16 protein-coding genes are annotated in these 17,931 nt (G+C 73.7%); 4 read left to right on the top strand and 12 right to left on the bottom strand.

Annotation, left to right across the window (positions count from 1 at the left end):
- The 7 genes from E4099_RS14375 to mce form a co-directional block, all read right to left on the bottom strand.
- On the bottom strand, window positions 1-1,169 hold a 1,169-nt coding region (locus tag E4099_RS14375), incomplete at its 3' end, for an ABC transporter ATP-binding protein (protein ID WP_135339433.1).
- A 126-nt stretch (window positions 1,170-1,295) separates the two neighbouring features.
- Window positions 1,296-2,111 carry a hypothetical protein gene (locus E4099_RS14370; protein WP_135339432.1) on the bottom strand — a complete coding sequence of 272 codons (816 nt, stop codon included), beginning with the start codon at window positions 2,109-2,111 and terminating at the stop codon, window positions 1,296-1,298.
- Window positions 2,112-2,558: 447 nt separating this feature from the next.
- Entirely contained in the window at window positions 2,559-3,329 is a 771-nt protein-coding gene (locus tag E4099_RS14365; RefSeq protein ID WP_135339431.1) for an ABC transporter permease, read from the bottom strand.
- Window position 3,330: 1 nt separating this feature from the next.
- Window positions 3,331-4,362 carry an ABC transporter ATP-binding protein gene (locus E4099_RS14360; RefSeq protein WP_135339430.1) on the bottom strand — a complete coding sequence of 344 codons (1,032 nt, stop codon included), beginning with the start codon at window positions 4,360-4,362 and terminating at the stop codon, window positions 3,331-3,333.
- 171 nt (window positions 4,363-4,533) lie between these two features.
- Window positions 4,534-5,472, bottom strand: a complete 939-nt coding sequence (locus E4099_RS14355; RefSeq protein ID WP_135339429.1) for a coiled-coil domain-containing protein — start codon at window positions 5,470-5,472, stop codon at window positions 4,534-4,536.
- Between the two features lie 247 nt (window positions 5,473-5,719).
- The gene (scy, locus tag E4099_RS14350; protein ID WP_135339428.1) at window positions 5,720-9,835 is read right to left on the bottom strand and encodes a polarized growth protein Scy; all 4,116 of its coding nucleotides are present in this window, start codon (window positions 9,833-9,835) and stop codon (window positions 5,720-5,722) included.
- Between the two features lie 186 nt (window positions 9,836-10,021).
- Window positions 10,022-10,462: a methylmalonyl-CoA epimerase gene (gene mce, locus E4099_RS14345; RefSeq protein ID WP_135339427.1), complete on the bottom strand. Its 441-nt coding sequence runs from the start codon at window positions 10,460-10,462 to the stop codon at window positions 10,022-10,024.
- 140 nt (window positions 10,463-10,602) lie between these two features.
- Between mce and E4099_RS14340 the strand changes: the two genes are divergently transcribed.
- Window positions 10,603-11,811: an acetyl-CoA C-acetyltransferase gene (locus tag E4099_RS14340; protein WP_135339426.1), complete on the top strand. Its 1,209-nt coding sequence runs from the start codon at window positions 10,603-10,605 to the stop codon at window positions 11,809-11,811.
- A gap of 141 nt (window positions 11,812-11,952) precedes the next feature.
- A complete protein-coding gene (meaB, locus tag E4099_RS14335) occupies window positions 11,953-12,909 on the top strand; it encodes a methylmalonyl Co-A mutase-associated GTPase MeaB (RefSeq protein WP_135339425.1) in 957 nt (318 codons plus the stop codon).
- Window positions 12,910-13,079: 170 nt separating this feature from the next.
- On the opposite strand, the gene E4099_RS14330 is transcribed toward meaB, so the two are convergent.
- From E4099_RS14330 to E4099_RS14315, 4 genes are all read right to left on the bottom strand, one after another.
- The gene (locus tag E4099_RS14330; RefSeq protein ID WP_135339424.1) at window positions 13,080-13,556 is read right to left on the bottom strand and encodes a MarR family winged helix-turn-helix transcriptional regulator; all 477 of its coding nucleotides are present in this window, start codon (window positions 13,554-13,556) and stop codon (window positions 13,080-13,082) included.
- A gap of 106 nt (window positions 13,557-13,662) precedes the next feature.
- On the bottom strand, window positions 13,663-14,343 hold the full coding sequence (locus E4099_RS14325) for an AIM24 family protein (protein ID WP_135339423.1): 681 nt from the start codon (window positions 14,341-14,343) through the stop codon (window positions 13,663-13,665).
- Window positions 14,340-15,002 carry an AIM24 family protein gene (locus E4099_RS14320; protein ID WP_135339422.1) on the bottom strand — a complete coding sequence of 221 codons (663 nt, stop codon included), beginning with the start codon at window positions 15,000-15,002 and terminating at the stop codon, window positions 14,340-14,342. Before E4099_RS14320 ends, E4099_RS14325 begins: the two co-directional genes overlap by 4 nt.
- Window positions 15,003-15,045: 43 nt before the next feature.
- Window positions 15,046-15,684 carry an AIM24 family protein gene (locus E4099_RS14315; protein WP_135339421.1) on the bottom strand — a complete coding sequence of 213 codons (639 nt, stop codon included), beginning with the start codon at window positions 15,682-15,684 and terminating at the stop codon, window positions 15,046-15,048.
- A 129-nt stretch (window positions 15,685-15,813) separates the two neighbouring features.
- On the opposite strand from E4099_RS14315, the gene E4099_RS14310 reads away from it, so the two are divergent.
- Together E4099_RS14310 and E4099_RS14305 are read left to right on the top strand one after the other, a co-directional pair.
- Window positions 15,814-16,158: a DUF3817 domain-containing protein gene (locus E4099_RS14310; RefSeq protein WP_135339420.1), complete on the top strand. Its 345-nt coding sequence runs from the start codon at window positions 15,814-15,816 to the stop codon at window positions 16,156-16,158.
- The gene (locus E4099_RS14305) at window positions 16,155-16,448 is read left to right on the top strand and encodes an MTH1187 family thiamine-binding protein (RefSeq protein WP_135339419.1); all 294 of its coding nucleotides are present in this window, start codon (window positions 16,155-16,157) and stop codon (window positions 16,446-16,448) included. Before E4099_RS14310 ends, E4099_RS14305 begins: the two co-directional genes overlap by 4 nt.
- Before the next feature lie 98 nt (window positions 16,449-16,546).
- On the opposite strand, the gene E4099_RS14300 is transcribed toward E4099_RS14305, so the two are convergent.
- Complete coding sequence (locus tag E4099_RS14300) at window positions 16,547-17,545, bottom strand: ArsR/SmtB family transcription factor (RefSeq protein WP_209446619.1); 999 nt, start codon at window positions 17,543-17,545, stop codon at window positions 16,547-16,549.
- Window positions 17,546-17,931: the final 386 nt, after the last annotated feature.

Genomic DNA, 17,931 nt, shown 5'->3' with positions numbered 1-17,931 from the left:
GTGGGCTGCGCGGGAGGCTGCGCCGGCTGGCCGGGTACGGCGTACGGGCCCTGCGGCACGCCGGGCTGCCCGCCGGGGAAGGGGGCGGCCGGCGGATGACCACCGGCTCCCGGCTGCGGCGGGGGCGGCGGGGTGAAGGCCGGCATCGGCCCCTGCGCCGGCATCCCGGGCATCCCCGGCTGGCCCGGCATCCCGGGCATCGCCCCCGGGGCACCGTACGGCTGCTGCTCCTGGAGACCGGTCCGCTGGTCGACCGTGGAACGGTAGTCCACCGCGCCGGAGGTCATCCGCATGTACGCCTCTTCCAGCGAGGCCTGGTGCGGCGACAGCTCCCACAGCCGCACATCCGCCTCGTGCGCCAGATCGCTGATGCGCGGCAGCGGCAGGCCGGTGACCCGCAGCGCGCCGTCCGCCTCGGGCAGCACCTGGCCGCCCGCCGCGCCGAGCGCCGCGCCCAGCTTCTCGCGCAGTTCGGCCGAGCCGTCCGGCACCCGCACCCGGGCGAAGTCGGCGGAGTTGGCCGAGATGAAGTCCCGCACGCTCATGTCGGCGAGCAGCTGGCCGCGGCCGATCACGATCAGATGGTCGGCGGTGAGCGCCATCTCGCTCATCAGGTGGCTGGAGACGAAGACCGTACGGCCCTCGGCCGCCAGCTGCTTCATCAGGTTGCGGACCCACAGGATGCCCTCCGGGTCCAGGCCGTTGACCGGCTCGTCGAAGAGCAGCACCTGCGGGTCGCCGAGCAGCGCGGCCGCGATGCCCAGACGCTGGCCCATGCCGAGCGAGAAGCCCTTGGACCGCTTCTTGGCGACCATCTGCAGGCCGACCACGCCCAGCACCTCGTCCACCCGGCGCTCCGGGATCCCGGACAACTGAGCCAGCGACAGCAGGTGCTGGCGCGCGCTGCGACCGCCGTGCACCGCCTTGGCGTCGAGCAGCGCACCCACCTGGCGCGGGGCGTTGGGCAGCTGCCGGAAGGGATGACCGCACACCGTGACATGGCCGGCAGTCGGTTCGTCGAGGCCCAGGATCATGCGCATCGTGGTCGATTTCCCGGAGCCGTTGGGCCCCAGGAAGCCGGTGACGGCACCCGGCCGCACCTGGAACGAGAGGTTGTACACGGCCGTCTTGGCGCGGTAGCGCTTCGTCAGGCCGACTGCCTCGATCATTATCCGCCCTTCGCGAGTTGGCCAGGGCTGATGCCCCTGCGCGGATTAGGAGGATATCCACTGCGAACACGGTTGCGGTTATCGGCGATGGTGAGCGGATCGTGACCTGACGGCGAGTCGGCCGCCTCAACGGCCCTGGAACGTGCCCAGCCCGGGCAGTCGCAGCCGCCAACCCTCCGCCGCGAGGATCCGGGTCCCCTCGACCCCTACCGCCTCCTGGGCGCGGACCCGCCGCACCCAGCTCCGCGGGTCGGGGCCGAGCAGCGCGCGCAGCCGGGCGGAGCCGGCGAGCAGCGCGGTCAGCAGTGCGGCCTGGTCCCCGCCGCCCGGCCGCGGCAGGCCGTCCGGACCGGCCAGTACGCCGTGCCCGGACTCATAGAGGTACGCGCCGGGCAACCGCTCGCCGGAGGGCAGGAGGAGCGGGACGGCGGACCCGGACAGCAGCGGCCGGCGGTAGCCGAACTCCCCGGCGTCCACCACCCGCAGCTGCTCCTCGTCGAACCAGCAGACCACCAGCTCGCGCTCGGCCCCCGGATCCGGGAAGGGCGCGGTCGGCACGTACCCGGCCGGCCCGATGTGGGCCGAGACCCCCACGGAGATCCCGCGCACCCGCACCGGCACCAGGGGCACCGCGACCCCGATGCCCCGCCGCGCCAGCTTGTGCCGCAGCTGGGCGGGGGAGGCGTTGGAGCCCACCGCGAGGACCGGGCACCGGTGGGCGCTGCCCCGTTGGCCCAGCCGGGCCAGCAGGGCGTCCAGCGGCTCGGGGCCGCCCGGCCCGGTGACCGCCCAGCCGCCCGGTGGCCCGGGCCGCACCTCCAGCGGCCACAGCACGTCCCCGCAGAGCAGCATCGGCGTGGTGACCGGTCGCCCCGGGTAGCACAGCGGCTCCTCCCGGGGCGCCGCGCCGAAGCCCAGCGCACCCAGTGTGCGGTCCTCCATACCGCCAGGCTAAGACTGCTCCGCCGCCCCGGCGATCGCCGACCACCCACCGGCCGCGCCAGGCACCCGTACGACCGGGCGTCCCCCGGAAACGCGCATTCCGTGCGGCCGAGCACCGCCCCAAGATCACGCACCCGCACGGTCGAGGACCGCCCTGAATCCGGGCACCCGCACGGCCGAGGATCGCCCGTAACCAGGCACTCGCACGACCGGGCATCCCCCGACCGGGCACCACGCACGGCCGAGCACCGCCCCGCGATCACGCACCCGCGCGGCTGAGCATCGCCCCTGGCAACCGGGCGTACGCGGACCAGGCGGCAGCGCGGCGCGGTGCCGTGCCGGGTAGCCCCTGGCGGGGCCGGGGCACCCGACCCGGGCCGCCGGGCGCGCGGGGAACGGCGCGGCCGACCCGCGCTCGCCCCCGCACCCGTACCCCCTGCGGAGCCCTCACGCATCGCGTCGCCGCAGCAGCAGATAGCCGGCGGCCACCGCCGCCACCACCCACAGCGCCATGATGGCGAAGCCGCCCCAGGGCCCGTACGGTGCCGTGTTGTCCACGGTGACCACCTGCATGATCTTCTGGCCCGCCTGGTCCGGCAGGTAGTCGCCGGCCTTTCTGGTGGCGGGGACGTTCACCAGGATGTTGGAGACCAGGAAGAAGAACGGCATCAGGACGCCCAGCGAGAGCAGCGGGCTGCGCAGCATGGCGGCCACCCCCATCGCGAAGACCGTGATCAGCGTCATGTACAGGCCGCCGCCGACCACCGCGCGCAGCACCCCGGGGTCGCCCAGGTGGGCGCCGTGCGCGCCGAGCAGCGCCTGCCCGACGAAGAAGGTGATGAAGCTGGTCGCCATGGAGACCACCAGGGCCAGCAGGGTGGCCACGGTGAGCTTGCCGAACAGGAAGAGGCCGCGCTGCGGCACCGCGGCCAGCGAGGTGCGGATCATGCCGGTGCTGTACTCGTTGGACACCACCAGCACCCCGAAGACGATCATCGCCAGCTGCCCCAGGCCGGTGCCGGCGAAGCTGGTGAAGGTCGGGTCGAAGGTGAGCTGGTCGTGCGGCGACAGGCCGTGGTAGTCCCGCTCGACCAGGGCGCTGACCAGCGCGCCCAGGGCCACCGTGACCACCACCGCGATACCCAGCGTCCAGACCGTGGAACGCACCGACCTGATCTTGGTCCACTCCGAACGCAGCACCTGCGCCACCACCGGCATGTCAGCCGCCCTTCTTCCGCCAGTCCTGCCCCCAGCCGCCGCCCGCCGTCCCCTCGGGGACCGGGCCGCCTTCGCTGCCCGCGCCCGGGGCCGCCTGGGCCGCCCCGGCCGCCGCACCGGGGCGCCGCTGGCCGTGTGCGTGGTACTCCACCGCCTCCGCGGTGAGCCGCATGAACGCCTCCTCCAGCGAGGCCCGCTGCGGGCTCAGCTCGTGCAGCGTGATCCGGTGCTCGGCGGCCAGCTCGCCCAGCCGCGCGGCCTGGACCCCCTCCACCTCGATGCCGCCGTCCGGGCCCACCGCGGCCGGGTGCCCGGCCGCGTGGAGGACGTCGCGCAGCCGCTCCGGCTCGGGGGAGCGCAGCCGCACGAAGGACCGCGAGTTCCGTGCGATGAACTCGGCCATCGAGGTGTCCGCCAGCAGCCGCCCCTGGCCGATGACGACCAGATGCTCGGCGGTCAGCGCCATCTCGGCCATCAGATGGCTGGAGACGAAGACCGTGCGCCCCTGGGCCGCCAGATCCCTCATCAGATTGCGGATCCAGTGGATGCCCTCCGGGTCCAACCCGTTGACCGGCTCGTCGAACATCAGGATCCGCGGGTCGCCGAGCAGCGCGGCGGCGATGCCCAGGCGCTGGCCCATGCCGAGCGAGAAGCCCTTGGAGCGCTTGCGGGCCACCGAGGAGAGCCCCACCATGTCCAGCACCTCGGCGACCCGGGCCCGCGGGATGCCGTTGCTCTGCGCCAGGCACAGCAGATGGTTGTAGGCGGAACGGCCGCCGTGCACCGCCGAGGCGTCCAGCAGCGCTCCCACCGAGCGCAGTGGATCGACCAGCTCGCGGTAGTGCCGGCCGTCGATGCGGACGCTTCCGGCGGACGGGTTGTCGAGGTCGAGCACCATCCGCATGGTGGTGGACTTGCCGGAGCCGTTCGGCCCCAGGAAGCCGGTCACCACGCCGGGCCGGACGGTGAACGTGAGGTTGTCCACGGCCAGTTTCTCGCCGTAGTACTTGGTCAACCCCTCGAGCTCGATCATGCCGCCACGCTAGGACGGCCCGATGCCCCCCGCCACCGGAGCGCTGCCGCGCCGCGGTCCCCGCCTGACCGGAGGGGGCACGCGAAAGCGCCGGGCACCGCCAGAAGGCGGGCCCGGCGCTCGTGTCGCAACCAGGTGGCGCGGCCCGGGCGTCATGGCCCGGGGCGGCGTTCAGCGGGTCTGCTGGGCCGGCACCCCGCGGGTGGCGGAGTCGTCCTCGCTCGGCGCGCCCGTGGCGGCCACGGCCGCCCCGGTCAGCGTGGCCAGCATCTCGCGGACGTTGGTCAGCTGGGCGTTGATGCTGTCGCGGCGGTTGGTGAGCGCCGCCAGCTCGCGCTCGGACTCGCTGCGCACCCGGTCCGCCTTGGCGTTGGCGTCCGCCACGATGTCCTCGGCCTGGCGCTGCGCGGTCTCCACCGTCTGGCGGGCCCGGCGCTCCGCGTCGGTGCGCAGCTTCTCGGCCTCCAGGCGCAGCTGCTCGGCGCGGTGCTCGATCTCCGCGAGCCGCTTCTCCGCCTTGGCCTGACGCGAGGCCAGGTCCCGCTCGGACTGCTCACGGCGCTTGGCCAGGTTGGTCTCGAAGTCGGCCGCGGCCTGGGCGGCCTTGGCGCGGGTCTCCTCGAACAGCGCGTCCGCTTCCTCACGCTTGGACTGCGCGTCCTTCTGCGCCTCCGACCGCAGGGTGGACGCCTCGCTCTTGGCCTTCTCGACGACCCGGACCCCCTCGTCCTCCGCCTTCTGCTTGCGCTCGGCGGCGTACGACTCGGCGTCGTTGCGCACCTGCTGGGCGGCGGCCTCGGCGAGCTCCCGGTGCTGCTCGGCGGCCCGACGGGCCTCCTCACGCAGGTCCTTGGCCTCCTCCTCGGCGAGCCGGAGGATCTTCTCGACGCGCGCGCCGAGCCCCGCGTAGGACGGCTCGGCGTCGGTGACCTGGGCCTGGGCGTTCTGCGTTTCGAGGTGCAGCTCCTCGATGCGCTTCTCCAGCGAGGTGATGCGAGCCAGAGCACTGTCACGGTCGGCGACGAGTTTGGTAATGCGGTCGTCCACCTGACCGCGGTCGTATCCACGCCGCACGAGCTCGAAGCCGAAGGGGGAGGAAGTGTCGCTCATGGGGTTCCTGTCGAAAGAGACCGGTGAGGTGATAGAGGGAATTTTAGGGGGTTGGGTGGCGTGTCATCGAGTCAATGACGGTTTGATCTGGAGAATGTCCAGCCTTTTGAGTGGAGTGTTCACCCGCCACTTGTCACCCGGTGGAGGGAACCGGGCGATCCGGACATGGACCGCTCGGTGCCGCGGCCGACCCCCCCGATCGGGGGCCCGCCACGGCCCGGAAACCCCCGTCACCCCGCCCGCGCGGTCAGGATCCTGACGACTTGCCACCCGAGCGGGACCCACCGGCGCCGGCACCTGCCTTCGCCCCGTTCTTGCCGGCCCCGTTGCTCGCGGGCGACGCCTCCAGGGAGCCGAGCGCCTCCAGCACGTCCTGCACCCGGGCGATCTCCGCGTTGATGTCCTCCTGACGGCGCACCAGCAGCTCCAGCTCGCGCTTGCCCTCCGCGACGATGCGGTCGGCCTCCTCGCGCGCCTCCGAGCGGCGTGCCTCCGCGTCGCGGTGGGCGTCCGCCTTCTTCTGCTCGGCCTCCTTCAGCAGCCCCTCGGCCTTCTTCACGGCGGCGATCCGCACCTTGCTCGCCTCGCCGTTGGCGTCCGAAAGCAGCTTCTTGGCCTTCTCCTCGGCCTTCAGCAGCTGTGCGGAGGCCGCCGCCACCAGCTTGTCCACCCGCTCACCGGCGGACTTCATCTGCTCGGCGGCCTCCTTCCGGGCCCGCTCGTGCAGCTCCTCGACCTCGGTCTCCACCCGGCCGCGCAGCTCCTCGGCGCGCTCCCGGATCGCGGTGGCGTCCCCGCGCGCCTCGCCCAGCATGGTGTCGGCGTCGGTACGCGCCTTCTCCACCAACTGCCCGGCCTGCGCCTTCGCCTCCTTGACGATCCGCTCGGCCTCCTTGCGGGCCGCGCCGACCATGGTGTCGGCCTGCTCCTCGGCGGCGGTCGCGCTGCGCAGCGCCGCCTCCTGCGCCTCCTTGGTGAGCTTCGCGGCCTCGCTGCCGGCCTTGGCCACCAGCCGGTCGGCCTGCTCGGCGGCGTCCGCGCGGCGCTTGTTGGCGTCCTTGCGCGCGGTGTCCACCGTGCGCTCCGCCTCGGCCTGCGCCTCGTTGCGGACCCGCTCCACCTCGGCCGCCGCGTCGGCCGCGGCCTTCTCGGTCTCGGCGCGGGTACGGGCGGCGTGCTGCTGGGCTGATTCCAGCGACTCGGTGGCCTCGGCCCGCAGCCGCTCCGCCTCGGTGCTCGCCTCCGCCAGCAGCCGCTCGGCCTCCTTGGTGGCCTCGGCGACGAGCCGGTCGGCCTGCTCGGCGGCGTCGGTGCGGCGCTTGTTGGCGTCCTCCCGGGCCTCGTTGGCCATCCGCTCGGCCTCGTTGCTCGCCTCGGTCACCAGCCGGTCGGCCTGCTGGGCCGCCTCGGAGCGGATGTTGTTGGCATCGCCGCGCGCCTCGGCGCGGGTACGGGCGGCGTCCTGCTCGGCCGCGGCCCGGGCGTCGGTGGCCTCGGTGCGCAGCGCCTGCGCCCGCGCGTTGGCGTCGGCGACCAGCCGCTCCGCCTCCGCGGTGAGCCGGGCGGCCTCCTCCTGGGCGGCGGCCAGCGCCTCGGCGGCCTCCGCGGCCAGCCGCTCGGCCGCCGCGTTCGCCTCGGTGCGCACCCGGTCGGCGGTCTCCTGGGCCTCCGTCCGCAGCCGCTCGGCCTCCTTGGCGGCCTCGGCGACGAGCCGGTCGGCCTGCTCGGCGGCGTCGGTGCGGCGCTTGTTGGCGTCCTCCCGGGCCTCGTTGGCCATCCGCTCGGCCTCCGCGGCGGCCTCCGCCACGGTGCGCTCGGCCAGCGTCCGGGCGGCCTCGGCCTCCTCCTGCGCCCGGGCCCGCAGCCGGGCGGCCTCGGCGGCGGCCTGCTCCTGCTCCGCGAGGGCCTGGGCGCGGACCCGCTCCGCCTCCTCCCGCGCCTCGGTCCGGACGCGCTCCGCGGCGTGCTCGGCGTTCGAGCGCAGCCCCGCGATCTCCGCCTCGGCCTGCTCGTGGAGACCCGCCACCGAGTCCCGTACCTGCTGGGCGGTCTGCTCCGCGGCCGCGACCAGCTCGGCGGCCCGCTGCTCGGCCTCCTCGGCCAGTCGCTGCGCCTCCTGCTGCGCCTCGGCCACCCGCTTGCGGGCCGAGGCCAGCAGCTCCTCGCTCTGCTCGTGGGCCCGCCGGCGCTCCTGCTCGGCCTCGGTGCGGGCCGAGCCGAGCAGCTCCTCGGCCTCCCGGCGGCGCCGGGCGGCCTCGTCCTGGGCGGCGGCCAGCGCCTCGGCGGCCTCCGCGGCCAGCCGCTCGGCCGCCGCGTTCGCCTCGGTGCGCACCCGGTCGGCGGTCTCCTGGGCCTCCGTCCGCAGCCGCTCGGCCTCCGCCGCGGCCTCGGTGCGCAGCCGCACCGCCACCGCCTCGCCCTCGGCACGGGCGCGGGAGGCGTCCGCCGCGGCCTCGGTGCGCAGCCGCTCGGCCTCCGCCTCGGCCTGCTCCTGAAGGGCGCGCAGCCGCTCGGCGGCCTCGGTGCGCAGCCGCTCGGCCTCCTCCGCGGCCTCCCGGCGCAGCTTCTCGGCCTCGGCCCGCGCCTCGGTCAGCGCCTCCTCGGCCGCGGACACCCGTGCCTGGGCCTCCTCGTGCCGGCGGGTCAGCTCCGCCTCGGCCGCGGTACGCCGCTCGGCGAGGGCCGCCTCGCTCTCCTCGCGCAGCCGCGCGGCGGCCTCGGCCGCCTCGGTCCGCAGCCGCTCGGCGCGCTCCTCGGCGGCGCCCACCAGCTCCTCGGCCTCGGCCCGGGCCCGCTCCAGCGCCTCCTCGGACTGGACGCGCACGGCGGTGGCCCGCTCGACGGCCTCGGCCCGGACCCGCTCGCTCTCCGCGCTGGCGTCCGAACGGGTCTCCTCGGCGTCCGCCTTGGCCTTGGCCAGCAGCTCCTCGGCGGTCTTGGCCGCCTCCTCGATCTGCTGCACCGCCTCCTTGCGGGCCTCACCGCGGATCTTCTCGCCCTCGGTGACCGCCTCGGCGCGCAACTGCTCGGCCTCGCCGCGCAGCCGCCGCGCCTCCTCCTGCAACTCGACGGTCTTGGCGCGGTATTCCTCGGTGTCGTCCTGGGCCGCGCCCTTGAGCTGCTCGGCGGTCTCGTGCGCCTCGGCGCGCAGCCGGTCGGCCTCCTCCTCGGCCTCCCGCCGGATCCGCTCGGCCTCCTCGGCCGCGGCCCGGGTGGTGGACTGGGCTTCCTCGGACGCCTTGGAGAGCACCTCCTCGGCGCTGCGGGCCGCCTTGGCGAGCTGGGCCGCGGAGTCCTCAACGGCCTTGGCCCGCGCGGTCTCCCGCGCCTCCGCGATCAGCCGCTCGGCCTCCGCGCGGGCGTCGTCGCGCGCCCGCTCGGCCTCGGCGCGCAGCGTCTCGGCCTCCTTGGTGGCCTCCGCGACCAGCCGGGCGATCTCGGCCTTGGCGGTACGGGTGCGCTGCTCGTTGTCGGTCTCGGCGGCCGAAAGCCGCTTCTCGGCCTGCTGCTTGGCCTCGGCGAGCACCTGCTCGGCCTCGGCGCGGGCCTGCCGCAGCGCCTCCTCGGCCTCCTGCATCCGGGTCTCGGCGGCCCGGGACAGCTCGGAGGACTGGCGGCGCGCGGTGTCCGCCTCGGCGGCCGTGCTGGTACGCAGCGCCTCGGCGCGGTCGGTGGCCTCCTGGGCCTGCGTGGAGGCGGCGGTGAGCAGCCGTTCGGCATCGGTACGGGCACGCCGCAGCAGGGCCTCGGCCTCGGTGCGGGCCGCCTCCGCCTCGGCGGCCAGGCGCTGCCGGGTCTGCTCGGCCAGCCGCTGGGCCTCGGCCCGGGCGGCGGCCAGCGACTGCTCGGCCTCGGCGCGCGACTCGTCCATGAGCCGGCGGGCCTGGGACTCGGTACGGGCCCGCAACTGCTCGGCCCAGGCGACGTTCTCGTTGACATGCGACTCGACGGTGGCGCGGCGCTCGGCGAGCTCCTCGTCCAGCCGCTGGCGCCGGGCCACCGCCTCGGCGTGCAGCTCGGCCTCCATCCGGGCCTGCTGCTCGGCGTGCTCCTGGAGCAGCCGCTGGGTCTGGGCACGGGTCTCGCGCAACTCGCGCTCGGCGTCGGCGCGCAGCTGCTCGGCCTGGATCTGGGCGTTCCGCAGCAACTGCTCGGCCTGGTAGCCGATGTCCGCGGTGTCGTACGCGGGACGACTGGCGATGGTGCGGCGCGCCTCGTGCAGCTTGGCGCGCAGCACCTCGACCTGGTAGCCGAGGTCGTCTGCGTGCTGGACGGCCTTCTCCCGCTCGGTCTTCAGCCGCTCCATCTCGGCCTCGAACTTCGCGAGGTGGTCGTCAGGCTCGTAGCGGTCGTAGCCCCGCACAGCGCGGTCCCATCCGTCCCCTGATCGCGTTGGCAGCCGGGCCCCGTCCTGCGTTGGTCGTGCTGGGGCTGGCCCTTGACGAAGAAATGGTGTCAGATCATCGGCAAAGCTCGGGCCGGACCCCGTGCAGTGTCCTTCCCGTACCCCGGCCGAGCCTGCACTCTACCGGCCGGGGAAGCGGGACGGTCAGTGGTCCGCCACGTCAGGGGCGGCGGAGGTCACGAGTTCGGTGAGCACACCGTGGCAGTCCTTGGGGTGCAGGAAGGTGATCCGGGAGTCCATCGAGCCCCGCCGCGGTGCGTCGTAGAGCACCCGCACGCCCTTGTCGCGGATGGCCTCGGAGTCGCCGTCCACGTCGGCGGTGCCGAAGGCGATGTGGTGCACCCCCTCGCCGTTCTTGGCCAGCCACTTGCCGACCGCCGAGTCCTCCCGGGTGGGCTCCAGGAGCTGGAGGTACGAGGCGCCGCCGTCGTCCGTACCATTGATGCGGAGCATGGCCTCGCGGACGCCCTGCTCCTCGTTGATCTCGCTGTGGAACACCTCGAAGCCGTACGTGGCACGGTAGAACTCGACGGTCTTGTCGAGGTCGAAGCAGGCGATCCCGATGTGGTCGATTCGCGTCAGCATGTACCCAGTGCACCGCCGGGTGCCGTGGTTACGCAACGTGCGCGCGATCACACCAACGGCCCGGTGACCTGGCGGGCGCCCCTCAGTACATTGCTCGTAACCCTCGTTAACCACCTTCCTTCTCTCGAAGGGGCAGCACCATGACTGGAACGTCTGGTTCCACCTCCGTGATCGTGGCGGGCGCGCGGACGCCCATGGGGCGGCTGCTGGGCAGCCTGCGCTCCTTCTCCGGCGTCGAGCTCGGCGGCGTGGCCATCAAGGCCGCGCTGGACCGGGCGGGTATCGGCGGCGACCAGGTGCAGTACGTGATCATGGGGCAGGTGCTCACCGCGGGCGCCGGCCAGATCCCGGCCCGGCAGGCGGCCGTCAAGGCCGGCATCCCGATGAGCGTGCCGGCGCTGACCGTCAACAAGGTCTGCCTCTCCGGCCTGGACGCCATCGCGCTGGCCGACCAGCTGATCCGGGCCGGCGAGTTCGACGTGATCGTCGCGGGCGGCCAGGAGTCCATGACCAACGCCCCGCACGCGCTGCCGAAGTCCCGGGAGGGCTTCAAGTACGGCGCGGTTCAGATGCTGGACACCATGGCCAACGACGGCCTGACCGACCCCTTCGAGGGCATCGCCATGGGCGAGTCCACCGAGAAGCACAACGCCCGCCTGGGGATCACCCGCGCCGAGCAGGACGAGATCGGCGCGCTGTCCCACCAGCGGGCCGCCGCCGCCCAGAAGAACGGCATCTTCGAGGCCGAGATCACACCGGTGGAGATCCCGCAGCGCAAGGGCGAGCCGGTGATCTTCGCCAAGGACGAGGGCATCCGCCCGGACACCACCGTCGAGACGCTGTCCACGCTGCGCCCGGCGTTCGGCAAGGAGGGCACCATCACCGCCGGCACCGCCTCGCAGATCTCCGACGGCGCCGCCGCCGTGGTGGTCATGAGCAAGGCGAAGGCGCAGGAGCTGGGCCTGGAGTGGATCGCCGAGATCGGCGCCCACGGCAATGTGGCCGGCCCGGACAACTCGCTCCAGTCCCAGCCGTCCAACGCCATCCTGCACGCCCTCGGCAAGGAGGGCCTGACGGTCGAGGACCTGGACCTCATCGAGATCAACGAGGCGTTCGCGGCGGTGGCCGCGCAGTCCATGAAGGATCTCGGCGTGTCCACCGAAAAGGTGAACGTCAACGGTGGCGCGATCGCCCTGGGCCACCCGATCGGCATGTCCGGCGCCCGCCTCGTGCTCCACCTGGCGCTGGAGCTCAAGCGGCGCGGTGGCGGCGTGGGCGCGGCCGCGCTGTGCGGTGGCGGCGGCCAGGGCGACGCGCTGATCATCCGGGTGCCGTCGAACGGCAAGTAGCACCCGTGCCGCCACGCGGCACGCAAGACCGCTGAGACCGACCCCTGTCGCGCGGCCGGGCACCGTCCGCCCCGCCGCGCGACCTGGCTTGATCCGTACGGTCCGGGAGGCCGGCCGACGGTCCGAGAAAGGCGAGTGCTGATGGTTGACGTCCCCGAGCTGGTGGAGCAGGCGCGGCAGGGCCGGCCGCGGGCCGTGGCCCGGCTGATCTCCCTGGTGGAGGGGGCGTCACCGCAGCTGCGCGAAGTGATGGCCGCGCTGGCCCCGCTGACCGGCAACGCCTATGTGGTGGGCCTGACCGGCTCCCCCGGGGTCGGCAAGTCCACCTCCACCTCGGCCCTGGTCGCCGCGTACCGCAAGGCCGGCAAGCGGGTCGGGGTGCTGGCGGTGGACCCCTCCTCACCGTTCTCCGGCGGCGCGCTGCTGGGCGACCGGGTGCGGATGAGCGAGCACGCCTCCGACCCGGGCGTCTACATCCGCTCCATGGCCACCCGCGGCCACCTCGGCGGCCTGGCCTGGGCCGCCCCGCAGGCCATCCGGGTGCTCGACGCGGCAGGCTGCGACGTGGTCCTGGTGGAGACGGTGGGCGTGGGCCAGTCCGAGGTGGAGATCGCCGCCCAGGCGGACACCTCGGTGGTGCTGCTCGCCCCCGGGATGGGCGACGGGATCCAGGCCGCCAAGGCGGGGATCCTGGAGATCGGCGACGTGTACGTGGTGAACAAGGCCGACCGGGACGGGGCGGACGCCACGGTCCGCGAGCTCAACCACATGCTGGGGCTGGGCGAGGCCCGCGGCCCCGGCGACTGGCGCCCCCCGATCGTGAAGACCGTGGCGGCCCGCGCCGAGGGCGTGGAGGAGCTCGTGGCGGCCCTGGAGAAGCACCGGGCCTGGATGGAGGAGCGCGGCGTGCTGGGCGAGCGCCGCCGCCGCCGGGCCGCGGTGGAGGTGGAGACCATCGCGGTCACCGCCCTGCGCGAGCGCATCGGCGACCTGCACGGCGACCGCCGCCTGGACGCCCTGGCGGAGCGCATCACCGCCGGCGAGCTGGATCCGTACGCGGCGGCGGACGAACTGGTGGCGAGCATCACCGCCAACTAGCACTGGGACCCATCCGCGGGGCTCGGCCGGTGCCGACCGGGTGCGGCGTACGCTCGGGCCCCGCGGCGGCGCATGGCGTACGGCCCCGAGACCGGGCCCCGGTGTGCCGCGGGCGCCGGAAGGGCCTCCAGCCCGTTCGGCGCCCGCCGCCGTCCTGGTGCGCCGCCCGCCTACGCCTGGCCGCGGTGCTCGCGCAGGTGCTGGGCGACCGGGGTGAGGGAGGCGTGCAGGGCCGCCAGGTCGGTCGCCGAGAGCAGGTCGATGAAGTGCCGGCGGACGGCCTGCACATGGTGCGGGGCGACCTTGCGCATGGTCTCCCAGCCGTGGTCGGTGAGGACGGCGTACAACCCGCGCCGGTCGGACTCGCAGTTCTCCCGGCGGACCAGCCCGCCGTTCTCCATCCGGGTGATCTGGTGGGAGAGCCGGCTCTTGGACTGGAGGGTGGCGGCGGCGAGGTCGCTCATCCGCATCCGGCGGTCCTGCGACTCGGAGAGATTGACCAGGATCTCGTAGTCGTTCATGGTCAGGCCGAACGGCTGGAGGTCCCGTTCGAGTTGATGGGTCAGCAGCCGGCTGACGTCCAGATGCGTCCGCCAGGCGCGCTGTTCCTCGTCGCTGAGCCAGCGTGTGCCGTTCTCGGTCTCCATGGAATCTATTCTACCTAAATAAGTTGAATCATGAACCAATGGGTGGGTCGGATCGTGCGTCGGGCGTGAGGTCACCCGTTCGACGTTACACTCCGCACCCTCTTGCTCACGAACCGGTATCCCCCTTGACCCCCACCGGCCGCTCCTCCAGCAGCATTTCAGAGGACTGCAGCAGCACCGTCCCGGCCCCCGTGAACTCGAACTGGTGCTCCTCGCCGGATGTTCCGCCGAACCCGGTGTGCGCCCGGACGCCACCCAGGAAGCCGCGCATGTAGTGGTGGTCGTAGTGGTGGCAGGGGGACGGGCAGTCCGCCCAGCCCACCAGCGCCTGCGGATCCACCCGGATCGGCGGCTCCATGAAGACCACCGGCCCGTTGGACGCGGCCACGAAGGTCCCGGTGCCGATCAGGGTGAGGAAGCCCGGCACGATCGACTGCTTCAGCGACAGCGAGGGCTGGAAGGCCAGCAGGTTCCCCGAGCGGATGGTGAGGTTGCCGTCGTCCAGGTCGTAGGAGTTCACGTCGAACGCCCGGTCCGCCAGCAGCATCCGGCCCCGCCCCTCGGCCACCACCCAGTCCGCGGCGTGCAGCGGGGAGTGGAAGCTCCGGGCGACCAGCCGCTCCAGATGGCCCAGCCCCACCCCCTGGAAGGCGATCTGCCCGTAGTAGGCGATCATCTTCCCCTTCTGGAGGAACCACTGGCCGTCGAGATCCACGCTGAAGACGTACGGATTGACGTTGTCGTTGACCGGCAGCGAGTACGCGTCATGGATCACCGGGCCGTTCACAGCTTCTCCTCCGACGCCTGGACGTACACCGTGCCGGTGCCGGACAGCTCCAGCTGGAAGGCCTCACCCGACCCCCGGCCCACCAGCTCCCGCCAACCGATCGCGGTGGACAGCCGGTTGCGCACCTCGCCGCGGTGCGCCACATAGGCCTGCGGATCCACGTGCACCGGTCGGTCGGGGGTGATCGGCAGCTCCAGCACCCCGCCGTGCGCCATCACCACGGCCGAGCCGTGCCCCTGCAGCGTGGTGGTGAACAGCCCCTGCCCGGTGGCCTGGCCGCGCACCACCCCCATCACCCCGCCCTGGGCGCCCAGGAACACCGTGCCCTGCCGCAGCGTGCCGTCGAAGGCCAGCAGCCGGTCTGCCTCGACGTGCAGCGTCTCGCCCCACAGGTCGATCACCTGCACATGGTGGCCGCCGCAGCCGAACATCACCGTGCCCCCGGACCCCGGCGGCACCTCCACCGTCATCAGCGGGGTGGCCTCCCCGGTGACCCGGCGGCCGATCATGCCCAGCACCCCGCCCTGCCCACCGGTGATGCTGGGCGTGAACCGCACCTCCCCGGTGTAGGCCAGCATCGCCCCGCGCTGGCTGAACAGTGTCTGCCCCGGCGCCAGCTGGGCCCGCACCATCCGCGAGTTGAGCACCGTGAACGCCATCAGCCCGTCCCCCTCCCCTCGGAACCGCCCTCCACCGGCCCGTTCACAGCTCGCCGCCGATGGTGTCCCGCTCGTAGGGCTGGACGTACACCAGCCCCTCGCCCTCGAACCTGATCTGGAACGCCTCGCCCGAGCCCTCACCTATGAAGCTGCGGAAGTTCACCCCCGACTGGAAGTGCTGGGTGAGGTTCCCGCTGTGCGCCACATACGCGCCGGGGTCCACCTGGAGCGGGGTCTGCGGGCCGACCCGCAGCACCACCGCCGTGCCCTCGGAGAGGATCGCCGCCTGGCCGGTGCCCTCCACGGTGGTGGTGAACAGGCCGTTGCCCTGCGCCGAGCCGCGCAGCCCGGTGAAGGTGGTCCCGGTGCGCAGCGCCTCGTCCGCGCAGAGCAGATTGCTCGCCTCCACGAACAGCTTCTCGCCGTCGAGCGCCACCAGGTTGACCTCCCGCGCCCGGTCGGCGAAGTAGCAGGTGCCCTGCCCCCGCACCTCCATCACCGCCATGTGCTCGCCGGTGATCCGCCGGGTCACCAGCCCGCGCAGCCCCTCGCCGCCGCCGGTCTTCTTCTTGAAGGTCATCTCGCCGTCGTAGGCGACCATGGACCCCTTTTTGGCCTTGACCGCCTCGCCGGCCAGATCGACCGCGAGAACCTTGCTCCCCTGGAGCCGAAAGTGAGCCACATCCCAGACGTTAGCCCCCCGGCCCGGATCGCCGGGAGTCCTGCGACAATGAGCGGGCAGAGCTTGTGAAGCCAAGCACAAGCTCTGCGTGATGTTCGGCCCCCCTACGCCCCCCGAGGTGCCCCGCCCATGGACTTCAAGACCGCCACCGCGCTGCGCCGGCTCCGCCTGGTCTCCGTGCCCGAGGCCGTTTCCTTCCCGCTGCTCCTTGTCTGCTCGGTGCTCAAGCGCACCACCGACTTCAACGGGGTGCCGGTGATGGGCACGGTGCACGGCATTCTCTTCATCTTCTATGTGATCTTCTGGTTGGACGCCAGGAAGCGTGCCGGCTGGTCCAACCGGACCGCCGCGATCTACCTCGCGCTCGCCATCCCGCCCTTCGGCGGTTTCTTCGCCGAGCGCAAGCTCAAGCGGGAGGCGGAGGCCAGCGTGATCGCCGCCCGCGCCCGGCGCGAGGGAGTCGTGAACGCATGATCGTCGCCTTCTCGGTAACCCCGCTGGGGGTCGGCGAGGACGTGGGGGAGTACGTGGCGGACGCGGTGCGGGTCGTCCGCGAGTCCGGCCTGCCCCACCGCACCGATGCCATGTTCACCTCCATCGAAGGCGAGTGGGACGAGGTGATGGACGTGGTCAAGCGCGCCGTGGCAGCGGTCGAGGCGCGCGCCCCGCGCGTCTCTCTGGTCCTCAAGGCCGATGTCCGCCCCGGTGTCACCGACGGCCTCACCGCCAAGGTGGAGACGGTGGAGCGGTACCTGGCCGGATGACCGGCCGACGGGGCTCGGCGGGCACGCCTCGGACACCCGGGCGCCGCCCGCTCCCCTTGTTCCCCTCGTTCCCCTGCTCTCCCTTTTCGTTTCGACGGTCACCCCGCCGGCACCTCGCCCTCCGCCAGGGCGATGCCGAGCGGGGTGCGTTCGTAGAGGACGAGGCGGCCCTGGCGACGGGCGCTGACCAGGCCGGCGTCGCGGAGTACGGCCAGGTGCGCGGAGACCGAGGAGGGCGCGAGCCGGTGCCGCTCGGCCAGCGCGGTGGTGGACGAGGGGTCGGTCAGCCCGCCCAGGATGGCCGCCCGGTTGGGGCCCAGCAGCCGCACCAGCGCCTCGGCGGCGCGCGGCGAGGGGCGCTGCCACAGCCCGCCGACCCCGCGCGCCGGATAGATCACCGTGGGCTGCCAGGGCGCCGCGAAGCCGCTCACCACGTCCGGCCAGACGAACACGCTGGGCATCAGCAGCAGCCCCCGCCCGTCCAAGCGCTGCAGCGGTGGCTCGGCGCCCCGGGTACGTACCGTGAGGGCGCCGTCGGCCCAGCTCAGCTCGGGCCGCAAGTCCGCGAAGAGGCGTTCCAGCCCCCCTTCCGCCAGCTGCCGGGAGCGCAGGGCGACATCCGCCTCCAGCAGCGCCCGCAGCCGGGGCCAGTCCGGGGCGACCAGCGCCTGCCATGCCTGCTCGGTGGCCTCGGCCAACCGCCGCACCGCCCACGCGGGATCGGCCAGCATCCGCCGCCCGATCGGGGACTCGGTCGCCCCCGGGGTGCAGGCCAGCGAGTTCGCCATCTCGGCCCGGGCGGCTGCCGGATCGGTGGCCCGCATCCGCGCCAGCTCGTCCTGGAACGAGGGGCAGGGCTCGTCCGGCGGCGGCCCCAGGAAGTCGGGGGTGTAGCCGGGTGAGGGCATGAGCAGGGACAGCTCGGACAGGTCCAGCCCGGCCAGCGCGCCCCGGATCCGCCGCAGCCACGGCAGGTGGTAGCCGTGCCGGGCCGGCCGCCGGAGGGTGCGCACCGCCTCGTGGGTCTGGCACAGCGGGGAGACGGCGAACCGCAGCCGCAGCAGATCCTCGGTGCCGAAGTGCATCACCAGTGGCAAGGGGTTCCTCCTCCCGGGGCGAGCGGATCCGGCCGACCGGGCGGGCCACCGGGACCGGTTCCATCGGGGGGTCGGCCGGCCGGACGGCCTGGCGACCGGGTGGGCCGTCGGGACCGGTTCGTCCAGGGGCTCGGGCGGATGGCGTGGGTGGTGCGCCCGGTGCCGGACGGCGTGCATTCGGCTGGGGCCGAAAGAGTAGTGGGCCGGCCACCGGACCGGCACCCTGCGTCCATGCGTACGTCCTCCGGGCCCGCCGAACCGGGCCCCACCCCAGCGCGCCCGGTCGCGGAAGCGCCCCCCGTCGTCGCGGTGACCGGCGCCGTGCCGGTCGAGGTGGCTGAGCCGGGGCCCGCCCCAGCGCGCCCGGTCGCGGAAGAGTCCCCCGC

Origin of the sequence: Streptomyces palmae (assembly GCF_004684805.1) — a bacterium.
GTDB classification, from domain to species: Bacteria; Actinomycetota; Actinomycetes; order Streptomycetales; family Streptomycetaceae; genus Streptomyces; species Streptomyces palmae.
Note: the sequence above shows the minus strand (reverse complement) of the source record. Positions and strands in the feature narration are given on the sequence as shown.

Coding starts and splice junctions, on each gene's coding strand:
- E4099_RS14370 (WP_135339432.1), bottom strand. CDS start 2,111: ATGGAGGACCGCACACTGGGTGCGCTGGGCTTCGGCGCGGCGCCCCGG.
- E4099_RS14365 (WP_135339431.1), bottom strand. CDS start 3,329: ATGCCGGTGGTGGCGCAGGTGCTGCGTTCGGAGTGGACCAAGATCAGG.
- E4099_RS14360 (WP_135339430.1), bottom strand. CDS start 4,362: ATGATCGAGCTCGAGGGGTTGACCAAGTACTACGGCGAGAAACTGGCC.
- E4099_RS14355 (WP_135339429.1), bottom strand. CDS start 5,472: ATGAGCGACACTTCCTCCCCCTTCGGCTTCGAGCTCGTGCGGCGTGGA.
- mce (WP_135339427.1), bottom strand. CDS start 10,462: ATGCTGACGCGAATCGACCACATCGGGATCGCCTGCTTCGACCTCGAC.
- E4099_RS14340 (WP_135339426.1), top strand. CDS start 10,603: ATGACTGGAACGTCTGGTTCCACCTCCGTGATCGTGGCGGGCGCGCGG.
- meaB (WP_135339425.1), top strand. CDS start 11,953: ATGGTTGACGTCCCCGAGCTGGTGGAGCAGGCGCGGCAGGGCCGGCCG.
- E4099_RS14330 (WP_135339424.1), bottom strand. CDS start 13,556: ATGGAGACCGAGAACGGCACACGCTGGCTCAGCGACGAGGAACAGCGC.
- E4099_RS14320 (WP_135339422.1), bottom strand. CDS start 15,002: ATGGCGTTCACGGTGCTCAACTCGCGGATGGTGCGGGCCCAGCTGGCG.
- E4099_RS14310 (WP_135339420.1), top strand. CDS start 15,814: ATGGACTTCAAGACCGCCACCGCGCTGCGCCGGCTCCGCCTGGTCTCC.
- E4099_RS14305 (WP_135339419.1), top strand. CDS start 16,155: ATGATCGTCGCCTTCTCGGTAACCCCGCTGGGGGTCGGCGAGGACGTG.